This window comes from Pseudomonas sp. TWP3-2, from assembly GCF_049897765.1.
In the GTDB taxonomy this organism is placed as follows: Bacteria; Pseudomonadota; Gammaproteobacteria; order Pseudomonadales; family Pseudomonadaceae; genus Aquipseudomonas.
In genome coordinates this window covers 49,116-65,670 of the sequence record NZ_JAFCWW010000020.1, presented here as the reverse complement: position 1 = coordinate 65,670, position 16,555 = coordinate 49,116, and the positions used below count along the sequence as shown (strand labels likewise).

Genomic DNA, 16,555 nt, shown 5'->3' with positions numbered 1-16,555 from the left:
GATACTTTCTGGCCTGGAATAACCGATGCCCCCTGTCTCCCGCCTGGCAATGCCAGCATTGTGCCTGTCGCTGATCCTGCCTAGTGCGTTTTCCGTCGAAGCCGCCGATCCGGCGCCCGCCGCTGCAACGGAGAAATCCGCTGCAGAAAAACCGGTCGAACGCTCGCCATTGCTTGAGCGTAGTCAGGAAGAAGCCGCTGCACTCGAACGCACGGTTCCAGCCCAGGAACAGCAGCAGTTGCAGGCAGGCAGCGACACCTTCCTCGCCCTGTGGAAGCCGGCCAATGTCGCCGAACCCGAGGGCGCGGTGATCATCATCCCAGGCGCAGGCGAAACCGCTGACTGGCCGCAAGCCATCGGTCCGCTGCGGCAAAAACTGCCGGATGCCAAGTGGAGCAGCCTGAGTATCACCCTGCCCGATCAGCAAAGCGAAGCCATCGCACCGCGCGTAGTTGAAACCCCGGTCGCGCCGAAAGCCGCCGACCTCGGCAGCAAGGACTCGACCACCGCCCAGCCGATCGAGCAAGCCGCGGGCGGTGAAGCCGATGTCGCTGACAAGGTGGTTGCCGAAACGGCTGAAGAGCAGTCCAAGGCTGACGCCGAACGAATTTTCGCGCGCATCGACGCTGCGATTGCCTACGCTGAATCGCAAAGTGCCCGCAGCATTGTCGTGCTCGGTCACGGTACGGGCGCCTATTGGGCGGCGCGTTATCTGAGTGAGCGGCAGACATCGCAAGTGGCAAAATTTCTGATGGTGGCAGCGCAGGTGCCGCCGAAGGCCAAGCCGGATCTGGTGGAACTGACGCCGACCCTGAAACTGCCGACCGCCGACCTCTTCTACATGGACAAGCCGCTGGATCGCAACGCCGCGCTGGAGCGGATGCAGGCGAGCAAGCGCCTGAAGACTCCGGCATTCAGTCAGGTGGCGCTCAAGGCATTGCCGGACAACAAGGCTGAGCAGGAACAGTTGTTTCGTCGCGTACGCGGGTTCCTGAATCCGCAAACCCCGGACTGATTGCAGCAAAAGCAAAAGATCGCAGCCTTCGGCAGCTCCTACACGGGTTTGATGTGAACCCTGTAGGAGCTGCCGAAGGCTGCGATCTCTTGATATTCAGCCGTTAGCGAAAGTCTCTGCGCTCTCGAATCAACGTATACGCGCTATGTAACTCACGGGTCTTGTCGGTCGCGTCACGCACCTGCGCCTGACTCGCCCCCGTCCCGGCAATTTTGTCCGGATGATGCCGACTGAGCAGGCGCCGATAAGCGCGCTTGATCTGCGCTGGCTCGCTGCTTGCTGAAACCCCGAGCAGACTCATCGCCTCCTGATAGCTCAGCGCAGCACTCACCACCGGACGCTTGTTCGGCTCGTAATCAGCGGCCAAGGCCTGGATCTGATGAGTGCTCCAGCCCAACCACTTGCCCCACTGCGCCAACAACTCACGCTCACTGGCACCGGCCCGGCCATCGGCCCAGACCATGCGCAAGCAGGCACGCAACACACCTTCGGCGGCGTGCGGCTGACCACTCAAGCGCCGCAGATAACCGCGCAAATTGTCACTGCCGGACTTGCCGCGATTGAACGCAGCAATCGCCCGGCGCTGTGCCGGCTCACTCATCTCCAACGCGCGCATCTCCTGACGCGCCTGCTGGATATGCCCGTCCGTGACGCGCCCGTCGCGTTTGGCCAGCCGCCCGAGCAACACGAACAGCAGTTCGTCGTTGCGCAGCATCGGCTTGCCGCCGAGTTTTTCCCGCAAATGCCCCCAGCTCTGCAGTTGCAGGCGCCGATCCAGTGCTTGCCCCAACAAAGCCCCAAGCATGGCCCCCGGAATGCTTGCAATCGCAAAACCCGCTCCGGCTCCAATCAGAGTCCCTGGCCACAACATATCAGCGACTCGCTTCTATCAAGGTTTCGGCTTCGGCCAGACGCTCGTGAGTGCCGACATCAACCCAGTGGCCTTTCAGACGCTCGCCTGTCACCTGCCCTTCGCCCATGGCTTTACGCAATAACGGCGCGAGTTTGAATGCGCCGTCCGTGCAGCCATCGAACAACTGCGGATGCAGCACTGCGATGCCGCTGTAGGTCAGGGTCGCAGCACCGGGCTGAGCATCCTGCACCTCACCATCGACCAGCATGAAATCGCCAGTCGGGTGATGCGCCGGGTTGTCCGCCAGCACCAGATGCGCCAGGCCGTTGCTCGGCTGATGCAAGACGCTGAAGTCGTAATCGGTCCAGATATCACCGTTGACCACCAGAAACGCGTCATCACCGAGCAGCGGCAAGGCGCGGAAAATCCCGCCGCCGGTTTCCAGAGGTTCGCCTTCCGGCGAGTACTGGATGCTGACGCCGAACTGCGAGCCGTCGCCCAAGTAATCCTCGATCTGCTGACCGAGCCAGGCGTGGTTGATCACGATTTCGTTGAAGCCTGCCGCCGCGAGGGCGCGCAGGTGATATTCGATCAGGGGAACCCCGCCAGCGCGCACCAGCGGTTTGGGGGTGGTCAGGGTCAGCGGGCGCATGCGCTCGCCTTTGCCTGCCGCCAGTATCATCGCTTTCATGCAGTCACTCCGCCGCGCAGGCTGCTCAACAGCGCTTGCAGATCCGCCAGCTCAGGACGCCGCGCGATCACCGCTTCTATATAGGCAAAGAAACGCGGCACATCCGCCAGATAACGCGGCTTGCCATCGCGGTGGCAGATGCGCGCGAAAATGCCGATGACTTTCAGATGACGCTGCACACCCATCAGATCGCTGGCGCGCAGGAAGTCTTCGAAGTCCGGCTGCACCGGAATGTTCAACGCTGCTGCTTGCTGCCAATAAATTTCCAGCCAGCCGCGCACACGTTCTTCAGGCCAGCTGAGAAAGGCATCCTTGAACAGGCAGGTCACGTCGTAGGTCACCGGGCCGTAGACCGCATCCTGGAAATCCAGTACCCCGGGATTCGGTTCGCTGAGCATCAGGTTGCGTGGCATATAGTCGCGGTGCACCAGCACTTTGGGCTGAGCCAGAGCGCTGTCGATCAGCAGTTCGCTGACCTGCTGCCACAGTTGCTGCTGAGCCGCATCGAACTCGATACCCAATTCACGCTTCACATACCACTCAGGGAACAATTCCAGCTCGCGGCGCAGCAATGCCACGTCATAGCTCGGCAATGGCGCGACCATTGGCAACTGCTGGAGAGCCAGCAATGCTTGCAGTGCGTCGTCGAACAGATCGTCGGCATTTTCGCCATTGATCACATCCAGATAGGTCTGGTTGCCGAGGTCATTGAGCAAAAGAAATCCGCGATCGAGGTCTTCCGCGTAAATTTTTGGAACATTTATTCCGGATTTCGCCAGCAAAAACGCGATATCCACGAACGGTTTGCAGTTTTCCTGGGGTGGAGGTGCGTCCATCACGACAAAACTGCGACCCGCGCCTTCCCAACGGAAGTAACGGCGAAAACTCGCGTCGCTGCTGGCCGCGGTCAACGTGGCCGGGGGTACGGCGCCCCAGCCTTGCGCGGCAAAAAGGCTTGCCAGTTGTTCATCGAGCCAAACTTTCAGGTGTTGCAAGCGTACATCTTGGTCAGGCATTGCAAGGGTCTCCGACGGCGCTAGCCGTCAAGCGGGTCATGCTTTATTATCCAGCATCTTTTTCAGACCATCGAGAGGCGTGCGGCCCACACCGCGGGCAGATGGCACGCAGGAAGCCCGGACTAATAAGATGGCATTGAAATCCCCCGCGTTTCGTAAAAAATTTCCGTTGTTGGTAACCGGCAGTCTGCTGGCTATGCAACCTCTGGCCAGTTCCTTCGTTGTCGCCGCCGAGCAGTATGACTGTTCCGTTTCGGCTACGGGTGCCTGGGACTGTGCGCCCAAGACGCCGGCGGCTGCTTTGCCTCCGCGTCCGGTACATGACGGCAGCGCCGTCAGTGCCGCTGGCGAAGCCAGTTCCGAGGAAGGCACCAGCCAGGACAGCGGTCCGAAAACCGCACTGGTTACCGAGTCCAAGGGCCGCGGCCTGAAGTCCCGTAGCGAAGACTACAGTCACCTCGACTGGGTTCCGCGCGAGAAGCTCACCGCCGCCCAATTGGCCGAGACCGGTCCTTACTGCTCTGGTTCCTATATCGAACCGATTCGTCCTGGCATGAATGACAAGACGAATAAAAGTGACGCCCCGACCTTCATCGGTGCCAAGGCGTCGCGTTATCAGCAGGATTCTCAGGTTGCCAGCCTTGCCGGTGACGTGGTCATGCGTCAGGGCAGCATGCAGGTCGAGGCCGACGAGGCCAACCTGTATCAGGCCGAAAACCGTGGCGAACTGGCCGGCAACGTGCGCATCCGCGACAACGGCGCACTGATCGTTGGCGACGCCGCTCAGGTGCAGCTCGATACCGGTGAAGCCAAGGTCGACAACGCTGAATACGTGATGCACAAATCGCGCATTCGCGGTAACGCGCTGTACGCCAAGCGTGCCGAAAACGCGATCATCCGCTTGAAGGACGGCACGTACACCACGTGCGAACCGAACAGCAACGCCTGGCAGCTCAAGGGCAACAACATCACCTTGAACCCGGCCACCGGTTTCGGTACCGCGACCAACGTGACGCTGCGGGTCAAGGACATTCCGATCCTGTACACGCCGTACATCTATTTCCCGATCGATGACCGTCGCCAGTCCGGCTTCCTGCCGCCGACCATCGGCACCGGCAGCGATACCGGCTTCACGCTGGTTACTCCGTATTACTTCAACCTGGCGCCGAACTATGACGCCACGTTGTACCCGCGCTACATGAGCAAGCGCGGCATGCTGGTGGAAGGTGAGTTCCGTTATCTCACCCAGTCGAGCGAAGGCCAGTTTGGCGCCGCGTATCTGAACGACGACAACACCGATCGCAGCAAGCAGACCGATTACGAAAAAACCCGCTACATGTACAACTGGCAGCACAAGGGCGGTCTCGACTCCCGCGTCCTGACCCAGGTCGATTACACCAAGATCAGCGATCCGTATTACTTCCAGGATCTGCAGACTGATCAGATCGGTATAAAAAGCGACGACTATGTGAACCAGCAGGGTTCGGTCACCTACCGTGGCGACAGCTATACAGCACGTCTGAACGCTCAGGCGTATCAGTTGGCGACCGTGTCGAACATCACTCCGTATGACCGTCTGCCGCAGATCACCTTCAATGGTCAGCTGCCGTATCATCCGGAGGGTCTGCAATTCGATTACGAGACCGAGCTTGTGCGGTTTGATCGTGATTTGAAGGATGGAAACTTCGTTAACGAAGATGGCACCGTCGAATCTCGCCTGGATAACAACGTCCAGGGCCTCGCTCGCGCCAACGGCGATCGACTGAACCTGAAACCTGGCGTCAGCCTGCCGATGAACTGGACATACGGTTTCATCAAACCATCGCTCAAGTATCAGTACACGCAGTACCAATTGGATCTCGACCAGAAAGGGAAAACCTCCCTGTTGGCAGGCGAAGACTACAGCAGCAGTCAGAATCGCGGCGTTCCGATCGCCAGCATCGACAGCGGCCTGTATTTCGACCGCAACACCCAATGGTTCGGCAAAGACTACCGTCAGACTCTGGAACCGCGTCTGTTCTATCTCTATGTACCCGAGAAAGATCAGTCCGATATCCCGGTGTTCGACACCAGCGAATATACCTTCAACTACGCGTCGCTGTTCCGCGACAACCGCTTCTCCGGTGCCGACCGTGTCGGTGACGAGAACAAGCTGTCGTTGGGTGTGACCAACCGCTGGATCGAAGACGACGGTTTCGAGCGTCAACGCATCAGCATCGGCCAGGCCCTGTACTTCAAGGATCGCAAGGTTCAGTTGCCAGGCATTGCGTTCAGCGATCGTGACGATGCCAAATCCAACGTCTCGCCGTACGCACTGGAATACGAATACCGCTGGAACCGTGATTGGCGCACTATTGCCGATTACAACTGGGATCCGGACAGCCGCAGCCCACGCTCCGGCAGCGCGATGTTCCACTACCAGCCCGAAGACAACCCGAACAAGGTGGTCAACGTTGGTTATCGCTATCGCAATGACCAGGTTCGTTATGACCAGAACACCGGTAAATGGTCGGTGGGCGGTGGTGACTACGGCACTCCGGGTCAACCGGGTTACGTGAAGGACTACTACAAGATCCAGCAGCATGACTTCTCGGTCATCTGGCCGATCGTTCCACAGTGGAGCGCTATCAGCCGCTGGCAGTATGACTACAACCGTAACCGCACGCTGGAAGCCTTCGGTGGTTTCGAATACGACAACTGCTGCTGGAAACTGCGCCTGATCAACCGTTACTGGGTCAGCTATGACGAGAACAGTCAGAACGCCCCGGAAAACGAAAAAGGCGACCACGGCATCTTCCTCCAAATTGTTCTGAAGGGACTCGGCGGCCTCACTGGCGCCAAGGTAGAGAGCTTCCTCGACAAAGGCATCCAAGGTTATCGTCAACGTGAAGACCAAGCTTTCTGATTGTCTGCGCCCGCTGATGCTGGGCGCGCTGTTCCTGGGTACCGCGGCCAACGCCGCGGTACAGTCCCTCGATAAAGTGGTGGCCATCGTCGATAACGACGTGGTCATGCAGAGCCAGCTGGATCAACGCGTCCACGAAGTGCAGCAAACCATCGCCAAGCGTGGCGGTGGCGCGCCTCCTCCGGGCGTGCTGGACCAGCAGGTGCTCGAACGCCTGATCGTCGAAAACCTGCAACTGCAGATCGGCGAACGCTCCGGCATTCGCATCACTGATGAAGAACTGAACCAGGCTGTCGGCACCATTGCGCAGCGCAACAACATGTCCGTGGACCAATTCCGCGCTGCTCTGGCTCGCGACGGTCTGTCTTATGACGACGCCCGTGAGCAGATCCGCCGCGAAATGGTCATCAGCCGTGTGCGTCAGCGCCGTGTTGCCGAACGTATTCAGGTTTCGGAGCAGGAAGTGAAAAACTTCCTCGCCTCCGACCTGGGCAAGATGCAGCTCTCTGAAGAACTGCACCTGGCCAACATCCTGATTCCGACGCCGGAAAGTGCCAACTCTGATGCGATTCAGAACGCCGCGCGTCAGGCCATGGAGGTTTATCAGCAGCTCAAGCAAGGCGCCGACTTCGGTCAACTGGCCGTGGCCAAATCTGCCAGCGACAACGCACTGGAAGGCGGCGACATGGGCTGGCGTAAAGCTGCTCAGCTGCCACCGCCGTTCGATCGCGAACTGAGCACCATGTCCGTTGGCGAAGTGACACAGCCGGCACGTACTCCGGGCGGCTTCATCATCCTGAAGCTGTTGGGCAAACGTGGTGGCGAGGCTCAGGTACGTGACGAAGTGCATGTGCGGCACATCCTGGTCAAACCAAGCCCGATCCGCGATGAAGCGAAAACCAAGGCTTTGGTCGAGTCGCTGTACTCGCGTATCGAAGCAGGCGAAGACTTCGCCACGCTGGCCAAGAGCTACTCGGAAGATCCGGGTTCTGCCCTCAATGGCGGCGACCTGAACTGGATCGACCCTAACGCACTGGTTCCGGAATTCCGCGAAGTGATGGCCAAGACCCCACAAGGTCAGTTGTCCAGGCCGTTCCAGACTCAATATGGCTGGCACGTTCTGGAAGTCCTTGGCCGTCGCGCCACTGACGGCACCGAACAGGCCCGTGAGCAGCAAGCAATGACCGTACTGCGTAACCGCAAATACGACGAAGAGCTGCAAACCTGGCTGCGTCAGATCCGTGACGAAGCGTACGTAGAGATCAAACTCCCTGGTGCAGACCAGGCAGCGCAGTGAAACCCAAGCGTTTCGCGCTGACACCCGGCGAACCGGCCGGCATAGGTCCAGACCTGTGCCTGCTGCTCGCCTCGCAAACCCAGCCACATCCCCTGATTGCCATCACCAGCCGCGACCTGCTCATAGAGCGGGCCGCGCAGTTGGGGCTGGCCGTCAATCTGCTAGCGGTGTCCCCCGGTCACTGGCCGGACGCGCCGGCGCCCGCCAACAGCCTGTATGTCTGGGACACTCCGCTCAGCGCCCCCGTGGTTGCCGGGCAACTGGACAAGGCCAACGCCGCATTCGTCCTTGAGACCCTGACCCGCGCCGGCAATGGCTGTCTGAACGGCGACTTCGCCGGGATGATCACCGCTCCGGTACACAAAGGCGTGATCAACGAATCGGGCATTGCCTTCTCCGGGCATACGGAATTTCTGGCCGACCTGACGCACACCGCGCAAGTGGTGATGATGCTCGCCACCCGCGGTTTGCGCGTGGCACTGGTCACCACCCACCTGCCCTTGCGCGAGATTGCCGATGCGATCACGTCTGAGCGGCTGGAGCGGGTCACGCGGATTCTGCACAGCGACCTGCAACAAAAATTCGGCATCGCCCAACCGCGCATCCTGGTCTGCGGGCTCAACCCGCACGCCGGTGAAGGCGGACATCTGGGCCATGAAGAAATCGACATCATCGAACCTACATTAGAGCGCCTGCGCGGCGAGGGCATGGACCTTCGTGGCCCGCTGCCTGCCGACACTCTGTTTACCCCCAAATATCTGGAGCACTGCGACGCGGTGCTGGCGATGTACCACGACCAGGGCCTGCCCGTGCTGAAGTACAAAGGCTTCGGCGCGGCGGTCAACGTGACCCTCGGCTTGCCGATCATCCGCACCTCGGTCGACCACGGCACTGCCCTGGATCTGGCCGGCAGCGGCAAGATCGACACCGGCAGCCTGCAAGTCGCCCTGGAAACCGCCTACCAGATGGCCGAGACCCATGTATGACTGAGCATTACCAACACAAGGCGCGTAAACGCTTTGGCCAGAACTTCCTGCACGATGCCGGCGTTATCGACCGCATCCTGCGCTCCATCCACGCCAAACCCGAAGATCGCCTGCTGGAAATCGGTCCGGGCCAGGGCGCGCTGACCCAAGGGCTGCTCAAGAGTGGCGGGCAACTTGATGTGGTGGAGCTGGACAAGGACCTGATCCCGATCCTCAACCAGCAGTTCGCCGGCATGAGCAACTTCAATCTGCATCAGGGTGATGCGCTGAAGTTCGACTTCAATAGCCTCAACGCCGCGCCGAACAGCCTGCGCGTGGTTGGCAACCTGCCGTACAACATCTCCACGCCGCTGATCTTTCACCTGCTGAACAACGCAGGGATCATCCGCGACATGCACTTCATGCTGCAAAAAGAAGTGGTTGAGCGTCTGGCTGCCGGCCCAGGTGGCGGTGACTGGGGTCGCCTGTCGATCATGGTTCAGTACCACTGCCGCGTTGAGCATCTGTTCAACGTCGGCCCGGGCGCGTTCAATCCGCCGCCGAAGGTCGACTCGGCCATCGTGCGTCTGGTGCCACACGCTGTGCTGCCGCACCCGGCCAAGGATCACAAACTGCTGGAGCGCGTCGTGCGCGAAGCCTTCAACCAGCGCCGCAAAACCCTGCGCAATACGCTCAAGCAATTGATGAGCAACGACGAGATCGAAGCCGCCGGCGTCGATGGCAGCCTGCGTCCCGAGCAGCTCGATCTCGCCGCTTTTGTGCGCTTGGCCGACAAGCTCGCCGAGCAGCCAGCGCCACAACCTGCAGCCGACTGACAGGCAATGATCGCTATCGGGCAGCCAGCCAGTCTGGTTTACTGCCCGATACTTGCCTAGACTGAATCCCGATCAGCTACGCCTCCGCGCTCCGCTTCTAAGGCCTTTTTGCATGTCCGATCCTCGTTATCAGGTCGACGTCAGTGTCGTTACGCACTATCTGGCAGACCAATCACAACCCGAGCAAGACCGCTTTGCCTTCGCCTACACCATCACCGTGCACAACAATGGCGAGCAGCCTGCCCGGCTGATTTCCCGGCACTGGGTGATCACTGATGGCGACGGGCATGTCGAGGAGGTTCGTGGTGCTGGCGTCGTCGGTCAGCAGCCGTTGATCGACGCCGGTCAGAGCCACACCTACAGCAGTGGCACAGTGATGACCACCAAGGTCGGCACCATGCAGGGCACCTACGAAATGGTCGCGACTGATGGCAAACACTTCGACGCGGTCATCAAACCCTTCCGCCTCGCCGTTCCCGGATCCCTGCACTGATGACGACTTATGCCGTCGGCGACCTGCAAGGCTGTCTTGAGCCACTCAAGTGCCTGCTCAAGCAAGTCGCCTTCGACCCGGCTCACGATCGGCTGTGGCTGGTGGGTGATCTGGTCAACCGTGGCCCGCAATCGCTGGAGACCCTGCGCTTCCTGTATGGGATGCGCGAGTCGCTGGTCTGCGTGCTGGGCAACCATGATCTGCACCTGCTCGCGGCCGCGAGGAACATCGAGCGCATGAAAAAAAGCGACACCCTGCGCGAGATCGTCGAAGCCCCTGACTGCGCCGAATTGATGGAGTGGCTGCGCCAGCAAAAGCTCATGCACTACGACGAACGCCGCGAAGTGGCGATGACGCATGCGGGCATTCCGCCGCAATGGTCATTGCGCCGGGCCTTGAAGTGCGCCGGCGAAGTTGAAGCGGCATTGCGCGACGACAACCTGTTCCCGGCGTTTCTCGATGGCATGTACGGCAACGAACCGGCGAAATGGGATAACGATCTGAAAGGTGTGACCCGCTTGCGGGTGATCACCAACTATTTCACGCGCATGCGCTTCTGTACCGCCGAGGGCAAGCTCGACCTCAAAAGCAAGGAAGGTCTCGACAGCGCCCCGCCCGGCTACAAGCCGTGGTTCCAGCACAAGGAACGCAAGACCCGTGGTCTGCGGATAATCTTCGGCCACTGGGCCGCGCTGGAAGGCAATGTGCATGAGCCGGGCATCTCGGCCCTCGACACCGGATGTGTGTGGGGCGGCAGCCTGACCCTGATGAACGTCGACAGCGGCGAGCGCCTGTCGTGCAAATGCGACGAACACGGCGGCCTGCTGCCCGCAGTCGCGCCACTTATCACCGAATCTTCGCCAGCCAGCGCCCCGCGCTAGACTGCGTTTTCAGCCGAGCCACAGGAACCCGCCATGAGCGAATTCAAACGTATTCCCCCAGAACAGGCCCAGACTCTGCGCGAGCAAGGCGCCGTGGTGGTCGACGTCCGCGATCCCGCTACTTTTGCTGCGCTGCACATCAGCGGCTCGAAGCATCTGGACAATCATTCCCTGCACGCCTTCATCCAGGCTGCCGACCTCGACGCACCGACCGTGGTCGTCTGCTACCACGGTAATTCGAGCCAGGGCGCCGCCGCTTACCTGATCAGCCAAGGCTTCTCTGACGTCTACAGCATGGACGGCGGTTTTGAACTGTGGCGTACGACTTATCCGGCGGAAACGGCGCAAGGCACGTCCGAATAATTTTTTTGTCACGCCCAAGCCCCGGCTCCTGCGGGCTTGGCGGTGGCAGACGAACGGTCTGCCACAACTAATTACGTATCTCGCCTTTACCTCCCGAATTCCCAACTATCCTTAAGCCCAGGCCATCCAAATCAGGGGAGAGCCGGTACACCGGCGCGCGGGTCATCGGGAGTAGCTTTCGGGGTTGTCTGCTTCGAAAGAGTTCTGGGGGGTAAACAACTGTCGTCAAAAACGACTGTTGCCAGCATCGACTGAGTGATCCGGCGTCGGCTCCACGTATCGAGCGAGGTGACGTCATGAGTATCTTTAGCCACTTCCAACAACGCTTCGAGTCCACACGCCAGGAAGAACTCTCGCTGCAGGAGTACCTGGAGCTGTGCAAAAAAGACCGGAGCGCCTACGTTTCTGCCGCCGAGCGTCTGTTGCTGGCCATCGGTGAACCGGAGCTCCTCGACACCTCGACCAACTCGAGGCTGTCGCGAATCTTTTCCAACAAGGTGATCCGTCGCTATCCGGCCTTTGAAGACTTCCACGGGATGGAAGAATGCATCGACCAGATCGTGTCGTATTTCCGCCATGCTGCTCAGGGCCTGGAAGAAAAGAAACAGATCCTCTATCTGCTCGGTCCCGTCGGTGGCGGTAAGTCGTCGCTGGCCGAGAAGCTCAAACAGCTGATCGAGAAAGTGCCGTTCTACGCGATCAAGGGTTCGCCGGTCTTCGAATCGCCTCTGGGTCTGTTCAACGCCACTGAAGATGGCGCGATCCTCGAGGAAGACTTCGGCATTCCGAAACGCTACCTGAACACCATCATGTCGCCATGGGCGACCAAACGCCTGGCCGAATTCGGCGGCGACATCAGCCAGTTCCGCGTGGTCAAGCTGTACCCGTCGATCCTCAATCAGATCGCCGTCGCCAAGACCGAACCGGGTGATGAAAACAACCAGGACATCTCGGCGCTGGTGGGCAAGGTCGATATCCGCAAACTCGAAGAATATCCACAGAACGACGCCGACGCTTACAGCTATTCGGGCGCGCTGTGCCGGGCCAACCAGGGCCTGATGGAATTCGTCGAAATGTTCAAGGCACCGATCAAGGTGCTGCACCCACTGCTGACTGCGACTCAGGAAGGCAACTACAACAGTACAGAAGGTCTGGGCGCGATTCCGTTCACCGGGATCCTGCTGGCCCACTCCAACGAATCGGAGTGGCACACCTTCCGCAACAACAAGAACAACGAAGCGTTCATCGACCGGATTTACATCGTCAAAGTGCCGTACTGCCTGCGCGTCAGCGACGAGGTAAAAATCTACGACAAGTTGCTGTTCAACAGCTCGCTGGCCAAAGCGCATTGCGCGCCTGACACCCTGAAAATGCTCGCGCAGTTCACCGTGCTTTCGCGCCTCAAAGAGCCGGAAAACTCCAACATCTACTCGAAGATGCGCGTGTACGACGGCGAAAACCTCAAAGACACCGATCCGAAGGCCAAGTCGATTCAGGAATACCGCGACTCGGCGGGCGTTGACGAAGGCATGAATGGCCTGTCAACGCGCTTCGCCTTCAAGATTCTGTCCAAGGTGTTCAACTTCGATCCGCATGAAATCGCCGCCAATCCGGTGCACCTGCTGTATGTGCTGGAGCAGCAAATCGAGCAAGAGCAGTTCCAGGCTGAGACTCGCGAGCGCTATCTGCGATTCCTCAAGGAATACCTGGCCCCGCGCTATATCGAATTCATCGGCAAGGAGATCCAGACCGCTTACCTCGAGTCCTACAGCGAATACGGTCAGAACATCTTCGACCGCTACGTGCTGTACGCAGACTTCTGGATTCAGGATCAGGAATACCGCGATCCGGAAACCGGCGAGATTCTCAACCGCGTCGCGCTCAACGAGGAACTGGAGAAGATCGAAAAACCGGCCGGCATCAGCAATCCGAAGGATTTCCGCAACGAGATCGTCAACTTCGTGTTGCGCGCCCGGGCCAACAACAACGGCAAAAACCCGACCTGGCTCAGCTACGAAAAACTGCGGGTGGTCATCGAGAAGAAAATGTTCTCGAACACCGAGGATCTGCTGCCGGTCATCAGCTTCAATGCCAAGGCCAGCAAAGAGGATCAGCAAAAGCACAACGACTTCGTCACACGAATGGTCGAACGTGGCTACACCGACAAACAGGTACGGCTTCTTTCCGAGTGGTACCTACGGGTCCGGAAGTCGCAGTGAGGCAGCAGCAAGCTACCGGCTGCAAGCGGCAAGAAGAACGCGCGCGAACCCCGGTTTACGGGTAACGGCTTCTACTTGCAGCTTGCGGCTCACAACTTGAAGCTGCCCGGAGGGCCACCCATGAGCTATGTGATCGACCGACGTCTGAATGGCAAGAACAAGAGCACGGTGAACCGTCAGCGCTTTTTGCGACGCTATCGTGACCACATCAAGAAGGCTGTCGAAGAGGCGGTCAGCCGCCGCTCCATTACCGACATGGAGCACGGTGAACAGATCAGCATTCCCGGTCGCGACATCGACGAACCGGTGCTTCATCACGGGCGCGGAGGCAAACAGACAGTTGTTCATCCGGGCAACAAGGAATTTACCGCCGGGGAACACATCGCCCGTCCACCGGGAGGCGGTGGTGGGCGCGGTCCGGGCAAGGCCGGCAATTCCGGCGAAGGCATGGACGAGTTCGTCTTCCAGATCACCCAGGAAGAATTCCTCGAATTCATGTTCGAAGACCTCGAACTACCGAATCTGGTGAAACGCAATCTCACCGGCACAGACACCTTCAAGACCGTACGCGCCGGCATCAGCAACGAGGGCAACCCATCCCGGATCAATATCATCCGCACGTTGCGCTCGGCGCATGCGCGACGCATTGCATTGTCCGGCAGCAGCCGCAAAAAATTGCGTGAAGCGAAAGAAGAACTGGCTCGGCTGAAACGCGAAGAACCGGACAATTTCGGCGACATTCAAGAGCTGGAAACGGAAATCGAGAAGCTCAGCGCGCGCATCCATCGGGTGCCGTTCCTCGATACGTTCGACCTGAAATACAACCTGCTGATCAAGCAGCCGAACCCCAGCTCCAAAGCGGTAATGTTCTGCCTCATGGACGTTTCCGGTTCGATGACTCAGGCGACCAAGGACATCGCCAAGCGCTTCTTCATCCTGCTTTACCTGTTTCTCAAGCGGAACTACGACAAGATCGACGTTGTGTTCATTCGCCACCACACCAGCGCCCGGGAAGTCGACGAGGAGGAGTTTTTCTACTCGCGGGAAACCGGCGGCACCATTGTTTCCAGCGCTCTGAAACTGATGCAAGAGATCATGGCTGAACGCTATTCGAGCAACGAGTGGAACATCTACGCCGCCCAGGCTTCCGATGGCGACAACTGGAATGACGATTCGCCGATCTGCCGCGACATCCTGATCAACCAGATCATGCCGTTTGTGCAGTACTACACTTATGTAGAGATCACCCCGCGCGAACATCAGGCCTTGTGGTACGAATACGAGCGCATAGCCGAAGCCTTTTCTGACACTTTTGCCCAGCAGCAACTAGTCTCGGCCGGGGATATCTATCCGGTCTTCCGTGAACTCTTCCAGCGCAGGTTAGTGACATGACCGCCAAAACCGCCAAAGAGCAGAAACGCCAACCGATTTCCACCGGCTCTGAATGGACGTTCGAGCTGATCCAGGCCTACGACCGCGAAATCGCGCGTATCGCGGCTGGCTACGCGCTGGATACTTATCCCAACCAGATTGAAGTGATTACCGCCGAACAGATGATGGACGCCTACGCATCAGTCGGCATGCCGCTCGGTTATCACCATTGGTCCTACGGCAAACACTTCCTCAGCACCGAAAAATCCTACAGTCGCGGACAGATGGGGCTGGCCTACGAGATTGTGATCAACTCGGACCCGTGCATCGCCTATTTGATGGAAGAGAACACCATTTGCATGCAGGCACTGGTGGTGGCTCACGCGTGCTATGGCCATAACAGCTTCTTCAAGGGCAACTACCTGTTTCGCACCTGGACTGACGCCAGTTCGATCATCGATTACCTGGTGTTCGCCAAGCAATACATCATGCAATGCGAGGAACGCCACGGCATCGATGCGGTGGAGGACTTGCTCGACTCCTGCCATGCCTTGATGAACTACGGAGTCGACCGCTACAAACGTCCGTATCCGATTTCCGCCGAAGAAGAACGGCGCCGGCAAAAAGATCGCGAAGAACACCTGCAGAAACAGATCAACGACCTGTGGCGCACGATCCCCAAAGGCGCGGACAAATACAGCGACAAGGACAACGCCCGCTTCCCGGCCGAGCCGCAGGAAAACATCCTGTATTTCATCGAGAAGCACGCACCGCTGCTGGAGCCGTGGCAACGCGAGATCGTGCGCATCGTGCGCAAGATCGCTCAGTATTTCTACCCGCAACGCCAGACTCAGGTGATGAACGAAGGCTGGGCAACGTTCTGGCATTACACGTTGATGAACGACCTGTACGACGAAGGCCTGGTCACTGATGGCTTCATGATGGAGTTCCTCACCTCGCACACCAGCGTGGTGTTTCAGCCTGGCTTCGACAGCCCGTACTATAACGGCATCAATCCGTACGCACTGGGTTTTGCCATGTACCGCGACATTCGGCGCATGTGCGAAGAACCTACCGATGAGGATCGCCACTGGTTCCCGGATCTGGCCGGTTCCGACTGGTTGTCGAGCATCAAGTTCGCCATGAGCAGCTTCAAGGATGAGAGTTTCATCCTGCAGTACCTGTCACCCAAAGTGATCCGCGACCTGAAGCTGTTCAGCATTCTCGATGACGACCAGAAGGATGACCTGTTGGTGCCAGCGATTCATGACGAGCCCGGTTACCGGATCATTCGTGAAACCCTGGCAGCGCAATACAACCTCGGCAATCGCGAACCCAACGTGCAGATCTACAGCATCGACCGCCGCGGTGATCGTTCGCTGACCCTGCGCCACCAGCAACATGACCGCAAACCGCTGGGCGAATCCACCGAGGAAGTACTCAAACACCTGCACCGGTTGTGGGGCTTCGATATTCATCTGGAAACCCTGCAAGGCGACCAGATCATGAAAACCCACCACGTTCCACCGCGCAGTGAACACGGCGAAGGCGATTACGGCCGACTCGACCTGGCCGTAATTCATCTTTGATCCGGTTCCGGCCTCCGCAAATCCGATGCAAGGGTTATCCTGTCGGGCTTACGGAGGTTTT

General features: G+C 59.0%; 14 protein-coding genes. 11 read left to right on the top strand and 3 right to left on the bottom strand.

The annotated features are described in order from the left end of the window. Positions 1-25: 25 nt before the first annotated feature. Positions 26-1,015 (top strand): alpha/beta hydrolase family protein, encoded by a 990-nt coding sequence (locus ACP7EE_RS22730; protein WP_426236900.1) that lies wholly within the window; start codon positions 26-28, stop codon positions 1,013-1,015. A gap of 103 nt (positions 1,016-1,118) precedes the next feature. On the opposite strand, the gene ACP7EE_RS22725 is transcribed toward ACP7EE_RS22730, so the two are convergent. The 3 genes from ACP7EE_RS22725 to ACP7EE_RS22715 are packed head-to-tail and all read right to left on the bottom strand — an operon-like array spanning position 1,119 to position 3,575. Continuing rightward, on the bottom strand, positions 1,119-1,886 hold the full coding sequence (locus ACP7EE_RS22725; protein ID WP_420647199.1) for a TerB family tellurite resistance protein: 768 nt from the start codon (positions 1,884-1,886) through the stop codon (positions 1,119-1,121). 1 nt (position 1,887) lies between these two features. Beyond that, positions 1,888-2,559 (bottom strand): N-acetylmuramate alpha-1-phosphate uridylyltransferase MurU, encoded by a 672-nt coding sequence (gene murU / locus ACP7EE_RS22720; protein ID WP_426205636.1) that lies wholly within the window; start codon positions 2,557-2,559, stop codon positions 1,888-1,890. After that, on the bottom strand, positions 2,556-3,575 hold the full coding sequence (locus ACP7EE_RS22715; RefSeq protein ID WP_426236898.1) for an aminoglycoside phosphotransferase family protein: 1,020 nt from the start codon (positions 3,573-3,575) through the stop codon (positions 2,556-2,558). The genes murU and ACP7EE_RS22715 overlap by 4 nt, the downstream gene beginning before the upstream one ends. A gap of 130 nt (positions 3,576-3,705) precedes the next feature. On the opposite strand from ACP7EE_RS22715, the gene ACP7EE_RS22710 reads away from it, so the two are divergent. The 10 genes from ACP7EE_RS22710 (at position 3,706) to ACP7EE_RS22665 (ending at position 16,494) form a co-directional block, all read left to right on the top strand. Further along, a complete protein-coding gene (locus ACP7EE_RS22710) occupies positions 3,706-6,480 on the top strand; it encodes an LPS-assembly protein LptD (RefSeq protein WP_426236896.1) in 2,775 nt (924 codons plus the stop codon). Then, entirely contained in the window at positions 6,461-7,777 is a 1,317-nt protein-coding gene (gene surA, locus ACP7EE_RS22705; protein WP_426236894.1) for a peptidylprolyl isomerase SurA, read from the top strand. The genes ACP7EE_RS22710 and surA overlap by 20 nt, the downstream gene beginning before the upstream one ends. Next, on the top strand, positions 7,774-8,763 hold the full coding sequence (pdxA, locus tag ACP7EE_RS22700) for a 4-hydroxythreonine-4-phosphate dehydrogenase PdxA (protein WP_426236892.1): 990 nt from the start codon (positions 7,774-7,776) through the stop codon (positions 8,761-8,763). Before surA ends, pdxA begins: the two co-directional genes overlap by 4 nt. Then, the gene (gene rsmA, locus ACP7EE_RS22695) at positions 8,760-9,578 is read left to right on the top strand and encodes a 16S rRNA (adenine(1518)-N(6)/adenine(1519)-N(6))-dimethyltransferase RsmA (protein WP_420647205.1); all 819 of its coding nucleotides are present in this window, start codon (positions 8,760-8,762) and stop codon (positions 9,576-9,578) included. The genes pdxA and rsmA overlap by 4 nt, the downstream gene beginning before the upstream one ends. 112 nt (positions 9,579-9,690) lie before the next feature. Then, on the top strand, positions 9,691-10,071 hold the full coding sequence (gene apaG / locus ACP7EE_RS22690) for a Co2+/Mg2+ efflux protein ApaG (RefSeq protein WP_420647206.1): 381 nt from the start codon (positions 9,691-9,693) through the stop codon (positions 10,069-10,071). Then, positions 10,071-10,952 (top strand): symmetrical bis(5'-nucleosyl)-tetraphosphatase, encoded by an 882-nt coding sequence (locus ACP7EE_RS22685; protein ID WP_426205641.1) that lies wholly within the window; start codon positions 10,071-10,073, stop codon positions 10,950-10,952. The genes apaG and ACP7EE_RS22685 overlap by 1 nt, the downstream gene beginning before the upstream one ends. 33 nt (positions 10,953-10,985) lie before the next feature. Continuing rightward, positions 10,986-11,315 carry a thiosulfate sulfurtransferase GlpE gene (glpE, locus tag ACP7EE_RS22680; protein WP_426205642.1) on the top strand — a complete coding sequence of 110 codons (330 nt, stop codon included), beginning with the start codon at positions 10,986-10,988 and terminating at the stop codon, positions 11,313-11,315. 296 nt (positions 11,316-11,611) lie between these two features. Next, positions 11,612-13,534, top strand: a complete 1,923-nt coding sequence (locus tag ACP7EE_RS22675; protein ID WP_420647209.1) for a PrkA family serine protein kinase — start codon at positions 11,612-11,614, stop codon at positions 13,532-13,534. Between the two features lie 120 nt (positions 13,535-13,654). After that, positions 13,655-14,926, top strand: coding sequence for a YeaH/YhbH family protein (locus tag ACP7EE_RS22670; protein WP_420647210.1), 1,272 nt, complete (start codon positions 13,655-13,657; stop codon positions 14,924-14,926). Continuing rightward, positions 14,923-16,494 carry a SpoVR family protein gene (locus tag ACP7EE_RS22665; protein ID WP_420647211.1) on the top strand — a complete coding sequence of 524 codons (1,572 nt, stop codon included), beginning with the start codon at positions 14,923-14,925 and terminating at the stop codon, positions 16,492-16,494. Before ACP7EE_RS22670 ends, ACP7EE_RS22665 begins: the two co-directional genes overlap by 4 nt. The last annotated feature ends 61 nt before the right edge of the window (positions 16,495-16,555 follow it).